The organism is Arthrobacter crystallopoietes BAB-32 (assembly GCF_000328305.2).
GTDB classification, from domain to species: Bacteria; Actinomycetota; Actinomycetes; order Actinomycetales; family Micrococcaceae; genus Crystallibacter; species Crystallibacter crystallopoietes_A.
Genome location: NZ_ANPE02000224.1, coordinates 1 through 8,495, shown reverse-complemented (window position 1 = coordinate 8,495; position 8,495 = coordinate 1). Strand labels below are relative to the sequence as shown.

The following is an 8,495-nucleotide window of genomic DNA, read 5'->3' as shown; positions in this document are numbered from 1 at the left end:
GGCTTATGGGCCAGCCCATCACGCCCAAATCCAGCCAGCCGAACAACAAGCGGCTCCAGACACCTCACGACTGCCAGCAATCAACCGATGAAAAATCCGGGCTAAGGCTACAAGTTCCCACTGACAGGATTGCCGTGAACGACGACGAGCTATAGCGGCGGGGTGAGGTGAGCCCAAGGCTTGAGCTGTTCGACGGCGGCGCCGACGCGGAAGACGGTGTGGTCGTCGAAGGGGTGCCCGACGATCTGCGCGCCGGTGGGAATGCCGACGTCGGCCAAGCCGCTGGGCACGGCGAGCACCGGGCAGCGGTTGTTGATGTTGAACGGCGACGTCATGTGCGCCTCCCAGTAGTGCTGCAGCTTCACTCCCCCGACGTCGATCCCGTCCAGGTAGTCCTCGTCGGCCTTCAGCGCGGAGACGGCGGAGGCCGGACAGATCAGTGCGTCGAAGCCGGCCATGGCGTCGGCGAGCTGCGCCTGGATCCGGGCCTCAGCCGTGAGCCCGTCAAGCAAGGTGTGCCGGCGGGCGGCCGCCCGGGCATCGGCGATGAAGCGGCGGGTGTATGTGGCGAGCCGGTCCTCGGAACCGGCGGTGGCAGCCTCCATCGCCGGGCCGAGGATGTGGCCGAAGTGCGTGAAGATGGTCTCGCTGATCTCGCGGGTGGTCCAAAGCAGCTCGATTTCCTCGACGACGGCGCCGGCCGCCTCGAGCGCGGCGGCGACGGCCCGGGTGTTGGCCTCGACATCGGGCATCACCGGGTAGTCCCCCAGCTGGATGCACAGCGCGATCCGCATCCCCTCGACGCCGTCGAACTCCAGCGGGACCGGCCCGGCCGAGCCCACGGACGTGTGGTCCAGCGGATGCGGGCCGGCCATCACGTTCGCCAGCAGCGCGGTGTCCGCGACGGTGCGCGCCATCGGCCCGTCGCCGCGGTACCAGTCGGCGGAGAGCGGGGGCATCCCGGGGATCCGTCCGTAGGGCGCCTTGTAGCCTACGGTGCCAGTGAACGACGCCGGAAGCCGGGTTGATCCCGCAATGTCCGAGGCCGTGGCGAGAGTCGTGAAGCCCGCTGCAAGTGCCGCGCCGGCCCCGCCCGACGAGCCGCCGGGCGAGCACTCCGGATTCCATGGGTTCCTGGTGACGCCCCACATCGGGCTGTGCGTGATGGTCGCGCAACTGAACTCCGGCGAGGTAGTCCGCGCGTGGATAATCCCGCCGGCCGCCTTGATCCGCTCCACGATCGGGTGGTCGACGGCGGCAACGTCGTCCGCGCAGGCCAGCAGCCCCTGGCTGAAGCTCCGGCCGGCGATCGCGTGCTTCTCCTTCGTCGCGACCGGCAGTCTCCAGCAAGGCATCGTCGTCGTAATCCCCTGCAAGATACCGCTGCTCTGCGGTGCGGGCGGCGGCGAGCGCGTCGTCGAACATCGTCTCCGTGAAGGCGTTGACCGTGGCATTGGCCTCGGCGGTCCGCTCGATCACGGCCTCCATCAGCTCCACAGGCGACAGCTCGCGCGAGCGGAACAGCCGGAGCGCATCGACCGCGGACAGGTAATGCTGCTCCGTCACTTCGCCTCCTCCACCAGCGCGCCGAACACCAGCTCGCGCGCCACGGCGGTCAGCGCGTCCACGCCGGCCATCATGTCCTCGTCCGTGCTGAACTCCCGCTCGCAGTGGCTGACCCCGTCGACCGAGGGGATGAACATCATCACCGTCGGCACGACCCGGTTCATCGCGACCGAGTCGTGCCCGGCCATGGTCTGCATGCGCCGTACGCCGAGCCCCAGGTCCGCGGCGACCTTCTCCGTCAGCTCCACGCCGGACTCCGGATAGTACTGGTTGGCGCGGATGTCGAAGTCCTTCACGTTGATCCGGATGTCGTGCTCCTCCGCGAGCGCCGCGATGTCCCGCAGCAGCGACTCCCGCGCCGCCTCCACAATCGACTGCGAGTTCGACCGCAGGTCAGCCACCAGGTGCACCCGCCGCGGCACCACGATCGGCGAATTCGGCTCCAGCGTCAGCTGCCCCACCGAGGACACCAGCGCCTCCTCCTCGAAGTCGCCCGTCACGTCATGCACCATCAGCACGATCTTCGACGCCGCCACCAGCGCATCGTGCCGGTCCGCCATCGCCGTCGCCCCGGTGTGGGACTGCTCGCCGAGCACCTCGATGTCCAGCTTCTGGGTGTACCAGCTCGAATCCACCGCGCCCACCTGCAGCCCCTCGCGCTCCAGGATGCGGCCCTGCTCGATGTGGATCTCCGCGTAGCTCACCGGCTCCGGCCCGGCGTCGGAGCCCAAGTACCCGATCCCGCCCAGCGCCTCCTGCACGGACACGCCCTGCAGGTCCCGCACTTCCAGCATCGCCGAGCGGTCCATGATCCCGGCGAACACCGAGCTGCCCATGATGGACGGCGCAAACCGCCCGCCCTCCTCGTTGAACCAGTTGACCACCGCCAGGTTGAACGGCGGCAGCTCCCCGCCGGCCCGCACCTGCTCCTCGATCCGGGCCGCCGCATGCAGCCCGGCCATCACGCCGTACGCCCCGTCGAACCGCCCGCCCAGCGGCTGGCTGTCCAGGTGCGAGCCGACCAGCACGAACTTCGCCCCGGGCCGGAACTCGACCAGCGCGAACATGTTGCCGATCCCGTCCACCCGGACCTCCCAGCCGCGCTCGGTGGCGAACCCGGCGAACCAGTCGCGGGTACGGCGGTCCTCCTCGGTCGCCGCCTGCCGGTCCACGCCGTTGTTGGGCGTGGCGCCGATCGTGGCGACGAGGTGGAAATCCTTCAGGAAGGCGTCAGCGGACATGGCGAAGTACTCCTAATTGAAAGTCAGTGGAACGGGAAGGGAAGTACGACGGCGGAAGGCGGGCTCCCGCCGTCGTCCTCCTTTAGCCCAAACGGCCGCGGGTTTCCGGCACCTTAGTCAGCGTCAGCAGCAGGAACACGATCACTGCCGCCCCGCAGAGCCAGTAGGCCGGCGAGTACGCCACTCCGGTGGCGTTGACCAGCGCGGTGCCCACGAACGGGGCGGTGCCGCCGAAGAGCGCGTAGCCCAGGTTGTAGCTGACCGCGGCCGAGGTGAAGCGGGTCTTGGTGCTGAAGATCTCGACGAAGAAGGTGTAGCAGCCGCCGCCGTAGATGCACAGCGGCACCACGAAGAGCAGCTGTCCCAGCATCGCCAGGCCGAGCGAGCCGCTGGTCACCAGCATGAAACACGGGAACGCGAGCAGCGCGATCGCGGCCGAACCGGCAATCAGCATCGGCTTGCGGCCCACCTTGTCGCCGATGATCCCGCCGACCGGCAGCAGCAGCGCGTAGAACAGCATCGCCACCGCGTTGGCCAGCAGGGACGCCTCGCGGCTGAGGTTGCCGGTGGTCTGGACGTAGCCGACGAAGTAACCGGAGAGGAAGTAGAAGCCCATCGCAGTCATGCCCATCACGAAGATGACCTGCAGCATCCGCACCCAGTTCTCGCGGAAGGCCTCGCGGACCGGGCTGTACTCCTTCTGCTCCACCTTCGCGGCGACCTGCTTGAACGCCTCGGACTCCTCCGTCTTGGAGCGGATCCACACGCCGAACAGGGACAGCGGCAGCGCCAGCAGGAACGGAATCCGCCAGCCCCACGCGAAGAATGCCTCGTCGGAGAGCGTCTGGCTCAGGATGAGGATCAGCGAACCGGCGACCACGGACGGCAGCGCCGTGGCGGCCAGGGTGATGTTGAGCCAGAAGCCGCGGCGGTGCACCGGAGCATGCTCGAACACAAACGCCGGAGCTCCCACCGATTCCCCGCCGGCGGAGAAGCCCTGCAGCAGCCGGCACAGCACCAGCAACGCCGGCGCCAGCGCGCCGATCGCCGCGTAGGGCGGCAGCAGGCCGATCAGCGCGGTGGCTCCGCCGATCGTTACCAACGTGATGTAGAGGACCTTGCGCCGGCCGATCCGGTCGCCCAGCTGGCCGAAGAACAGGCCGCCGATCGGGCGGGCGACGAACGCGACGCCGAATGTCGCGAACGTGGCCAGCAGGCCGACCAGGGCATTCTCGCCCGGGAAGAACAGCTGCGAGAGCGTCACGGCGGAGAGGCCGTAGAGCGCGAAATCGTAGAACTCGATGAACTGCCCCACGCTGCCGCCGGCGAGGACGCGCTTCTGCATCCCGCTGGTCTTGTTGGAGTGCGCGAAGGCCTCAGCGCTGGCGGCTCCGGGCCGCATCCGGGTTTCGTTGGTCGTCATGACTGCCAACCTACGGAGACGGAATTGCGGTTCGGTTGCCCGGCGTTACGGCGCTGTAAAGCTCTCGGGCGGGAAAGGTTTCGGGCCGGCCCCGGCTCAGCGGGTCCCGCGGTAATCGAACGGAAACATGGTAGGTTCTGTCGCAATGCAGTTCCTCCTGGTTGCGTTGGCCGAACCGCCGCCGCTCCCCCGCTACATCGCGGGAAACGTCATCTGCGCCGGATCGACCTCGTCGGAATGCACACCAGTCTCTGTGATCCGCCTCACAGCTGTCCAATTGATAATTTCTACAGTTCCCATCGATTCGATCAATCCGAGAACGACGGCCGCCTCCCGCCTTTGCGCACGCGTCCACTTTTGGCCGGCCAACTTCGCATCCCGCGGATTTCTGACCGCCAGGTCGCACGGTTTGTGGTCCTGCCGGCTCGTTATCGCTCTGCGCCGTAGAGCTTCTTGCAGATGGCCTCGAACGCCAGGGCCCGTTTCGTTGGCCGCATTCCCTCCGGTCGGGCGAGCACCACTTCGATCCCGGGCAGCTCGTCGACTAGCCGCAACGGCACCACCTTGCCGCCCGAGTACGTGAGGTTGTGGTGCAGCCGCTGGTTCAGCATCGAGTAGCCGTGCCCGCGTGCGACGAAGGACCGCACCGTCTCGTAGCCCGACACGCGGTGTCGGATGTTCGGAGTGATGCCGGCGATCTGGAACAGCTGCAGGTAATACTCTCGGGTATGCGGCAGGTCCAGGAGGATCATTGGCTCGTCCGCCAGCTCTCGCAGCGCCACCTCACGGTCGGGATTCTCCGCCAGCGGGTGCTCCTCGTGCACCAGCACGTGCGGCGGCACCCGCTCCACCAGCTGCGTGCTCACGCCGTCCAGCAGTCCCAGCGTGTACATCAGCGACACCTCGCACCGCCCCTCCAGAAGGGAGCGGCGCAGGAACTCCTGGTCGCCCTCCAGGAAGGACACCCGCACGTCCGGGTACCGCTGCTCGAAGGCCTGCAGGATCACCGGCGCCCGAAAAGGAGCCAGCGGCGCGAACAGCCCGACCGTCAGGTCGCCCGACAGGTTCTCCGACATACCCCGCGCCGACTCGTACAGCGAATCCGCGTGCTCCAGGAACGCCGGCAGCTCCTTCGCGAACTCCCGCCCCGCCGGACTCAGCTTCAGCCCCCGCTGCGGCAGCCGGATGAACAGCTGCACCTCCAGCTCCTGCTCCAGCTGCGAAATAGCATTCGACAACGCCGACTGCGTAATCCGCAGACGCTGCGCCGCCGCCGTCATGTTCTCCGTCTCCGCCACCACCGCGAAGTACCGCAGCTGAATCAGAGTGAAAGGCCTCGCCATGGGGCCATTCTGTCAGCAGCAACCGGTCGTCAGCCGACTAAGAGCAGTAGGCGGCGTGCGATACCGCCCCTCCTACTTGTCAGATCTGTGAACAAGCGGCTATCGATTCCGATTCGAAAGCGGCGGCTTCTCTTATTTCGACTTTCCTTCTGGGAGTCTTCGCGCCTCCACTGCACAAACCCGCGCCAGAAGCGGTCATCTAGTGTGACCCTGCCACGTCCAGTGGCAGATCGACTGTTTGCCCTCCACACATTGCTGGCGTCGAACAATCTCATCGAGAGCGTGAACAATGGAGTCGGAGGGCTGAGTACGTATGCCATTTCAACAAACTGCGTACCCTTTGACCTCGTCGACCTGTGGCTAGCACCAGAAGTAGGGTTGGGTTAGCTGTGACATTGGGCGGTGACGGTCGCCTCCGACCAACAGTCAGTCAAGGAAGTACTCGTAGGTCAGGGGCTTGAGATTCTCTACTGAAGGGGTCCAATTGGGAATGACGTCCATCAGCCCTCCTCCGGTCTTTATCGACCCGTCAGGCAGACGCTCCCACTGGATCTCGCTAACGAGTACCAAGTCCGTGTTGTCAACCACGTCGGCATGCAACACTTCATTCCGCGTGAGCTGAATCTTGAAGATCGCCCCTTGAGACCCCTTCACCTCGACGTGCCGAACCTCATCACCCCGGGTAACGAGCAGGTCGTATGAGTGCGTCAATCCGACGTCCTGGACCTCGTAGCCCTGCGCGAGGTAGTGGGCAGTAGCCTGATCCACCGCTGCCACTTCAATCGACTTACGCAGTACTGGGTCCATGCAAATACCGCTGTATCGACGGCGGAATTCAGGAATAGCTGGATCTATAGGCGGAGTAATGACTGGGTTCTCAAGCCCACCCCAATCGCTATCCGGTCGCAGTTCCGAGACAATGTCCAAAAGTTCGGCGGGGAGCTTACTTAGATATCGCTGATTCGGTTTCAATCCCGCTGTGGGATGCTTTTGGAAAGGGAAGTGCAGCGTTTGCTGGCGCTCACGTTCATGCAACCCCTCGATAAGGTCGAAGATTTGCTGCTGGTACGAGCGTAGAGCCCCGAGCAGGAGAGGCGGGTCGAATGCCGTGTAACCTGTCAACTCAATGGTATTGGCAGGCTGCCCAAGCCATTCTCCTGCATCGCGCTGCAAGTTGCCTGCAACCACCGAAACGCCGTACATACCTGAGGGCCGACGCTGCGGGTTGTTCTTGCCAACCCAGTGATACACAACATCGCCAACAGCGACGTCGTACATCAAAGCGTGCCTAGGCTCGTCTGGAGCAACCAGCTCACTCCCCCACGAATCGACGTTTACAAGCTCCATCCAATAGCGCTGCGTCGGATCGCCGCTCCACCACTGTTTACCAATGGCCTGCATTCCCCCAGCCATTCCTAATGCTCCCTCCGATGCGAGATTCCTATTCATTCCGACCAAACACCGACGGTATTCCACCGTAGGCATCTGAAATGAGATTAAGGGATCTTGTCATCCCGGCGTGATCACTCTAGTCATTATGGCTTGGAATCTTCTTGCTTTTGGGCAGTTATTTGAGGACTTCTCCTAAGCTGGCCCCGATCGCAGAGCTAATGCTCCTTCCACTGACTTTAAAGACTTTGTACAGGTCGACGGATCGTTTATTGCGCTGGTAAAGCATGCCATCATCGTTCAAGACCAGCTCGGGCTGTACGCCTTTTCGTCTCAATACCCAATGCTTGGAAATAGGTCCGTCAAGATAGGATGATTCGCTTCTCATACAATGCGCATCGATTCCGGGAAACTCTGCTACTAACTTCTCCTTTCCGTCGTCACCCCAAAACACTTCTTCAAGACATTGAGCATCCCAAGGTTTCCGGGCGTTCAGACTTTGGAGGAGGACACTCGTTATGACGCGGTAGCACAGCAAGCGAGCAGTTGTTGGCGAGGTTGCACTTGGTGCATTTAACCCCATCCGACTTTCAAGATTTTCAATGAACTCGAATGAATCTCCAGAAAAAGCCGTCGCCCATCCAAAACTTCCGGGATTCACGCCACGGTGTATATGAAGGCTGCCGCCCCGATTGAGGTTTAGGGCAGTCACTTTGCTCCGGTCATCATATAAGCCGAGGCAATCGTAATGCCCATCGCCCGGATGCGTTTCCACGATTCGAAACTCGGGATGTCTCCGGCAGAGCTCAGTAAGGATCCACCAGGATTGGGGTCTGATGAATCTTTGGCTGAACGACAGCCCATCTACCATGCTGGTCATAGTCGTCATGCGTACACCTGTCTATAGTGGCTGCCGGCGCAGTCTAGTGCTTCTGATCGTGCATGATGCGCTCCAACTCTGCGATAACGGCATCGAAAAGCTTCGGTTGCACACTGGACAGAATTTGTTCAGCCAGGAGCTGCGCAGCGCCTTCAGCAATTTTCTGTTCCAGAGGTTCCAGTTTCACGACAATTCGCTCTCTACCCTTCTGGTTCAGCTTCTCCCGGAGTCTCGTGGGAAGCCCGTCACCTTCCGCTTGCTTGACAGGCGTCGCTTCTTCATCGGCCGATTCTTTGTCCTGAGCCTCCTCATCTCCAAGAAGGTCAGGTGTCTCCGATTCTTCGTCATCGGCAGCAGGTGCTCCACCGAGCAACCGAGGGAGATGACCGTCAGGGTAGACGATGTCTAGTCGAGTCGTTGTTCGCGTCAACGCGATGTACAGCATTCGATCGCCATGATGCATATCGAGGATTGCCTGCGGATCTACCACTATGACTGCGTCGAATTCCAGGCCCTTGGAGTCTTCAGGAGTAACCACGTTGATCGCATTGCTCAGTTCACCTGAAGTCGATTCGCTCCACTGGATGTCCTGGCTCGAAAACGCCTTCCGGATGGATTCCCACTGTTCCGCAACAGCAATGACTCCGACAAAG

General features: G+C 63.0%; 7 protein-coding genes. All 7 read right to left on the bottom strand.

Translation table 11 applies throughout. The features are described 5' to 3' along the window. Positions 1-149: 149 nt before the first annotated feature. Positions 150-1,355, bottom strand: a complete 1,206-nt coding sequence (locus D477_RS17360; RefSeq protein WP_005272668.1) for an amidase — start codon at positions 1,353-1,355, stop codon at positions 150-152. Between the two features lie 207 nt (positions 1,356-1,562). After that, positions 1,563-2,807 carry a M20 family metallo-hydrolase gene (locus tag D477_RS17355; RefSeq protein WP_005272667.1) on the bottom strand — a complete coding sequence of 415 codons (1,245 nt, stop codon included), beginning with the start codon at positions 2,805-2,807 and terminating at the stop codon, positions 1,563-1,565. 82 nt (positions 2,808-2,889) lie between these two features. Continuing rightward, on the bottom strand, positions 2,890-4,230 hold the full coding sequence (locus D477_RS17350) for an MFS transporter (protein ID WP_005272666.1): 1,341 nt from the start codon (positions 4,228-4,230) through the stop codon (positions 2,890-2,892). Positions 4,231-4,658: 428 nt separating this feature from the next. Then, positions 4,659-5,573 carry a LysR family transcriptional regulator gene (locus D477_RS17345; RefSeq protein ID WP_005272665.1) on the bottom strand — a complete coding sequence of 305 codons (915 nt, stop codon included), beginning with the start codon at positions 5,571-5,573 and terminating at the stop codon, positions 4,659-4,661. A 426-nt stretch (positions 5,574-5,999) separates the two neighbouring features. Beyond that, a complete protein-coding gene (locus D477_RS21395; RefSeq protein ID WP_005272664.1) occupies positions 6,000-6,974 on the bottom strand; it encodes a protein NO VEIN domain-containing protein in 975 nt (324 codons plus the stop codon). Between the two features lie 166 nt (positions 6,975-7,140). Beyond that, on the bottom strand, positions 7,141-7,851 hold the full coding sequence (locus tag D477_RS22375; protein WP_150110180.1) for a TY-Chap2 family putative peptide chaperone: 711 nt from the start codon (positions 7,849-7,851) through the stop codon (positions 7,141-7,143). 34 nt (positions 7,852-7,885) lie between these two features. After that, positions 7,886-8,495, bottom strand: a 610-nt coding sequence (locus D477_RS21925) for an ATP-binding domain-containing protein (protein WP_190273584.1), incomplete at its 5' end; no start/stop codon positions are given.

What these genes read in the sequence shown, in the direction of transcription:
- D477_RS17360 (WP_005272668.1), bottom strand. Translation starts at nt 1,355, where the DNA reads ATGCCTTGCTGGAGACTGCCGGTCGCGACGAAGGAGAAGCACGCGATC.
- D477_RS17355 (WP_005272667.1), bottom strand. Translation starts at nt 2,807, where the DNA reads ATGTCCGCTGACGCCTTCCTGAAGGATTTCCACCTCGTCGCCACGATC.
- D477_RS17350 (WP_005272666.1), bottom strand. Translation starts at nt 4,230, where the DNA reads ATGACGACCAACGAAACCCGGATGCGGCCCGGAGCCGCCAGCGCTGAG.
- D477_RS17345 (WP_005272665.1), bottom strand. Translation starts at nt 5,573, where the DNA reads ATGGCGAGGCCTTTCACTCTGATTCAGCTGCGGTACTTCGCGGTGGTG.
- D477_RS21395 (WP_005272664.1), bottom strand. Translation starts at nt 6,974, where the DNA reads ATGCAGGCCATTGGTAAACAGTGGTGGAGCGGCGATCCGACGCAGCGC.
- D477_RS22375 (WP_150110180.1), bottom strand. Translation starts at nt 7,851, where the DNA reads ATGACGACTATGACCAGCATGGTAGATGGGCTGTCGTTCAGCCAAAGA.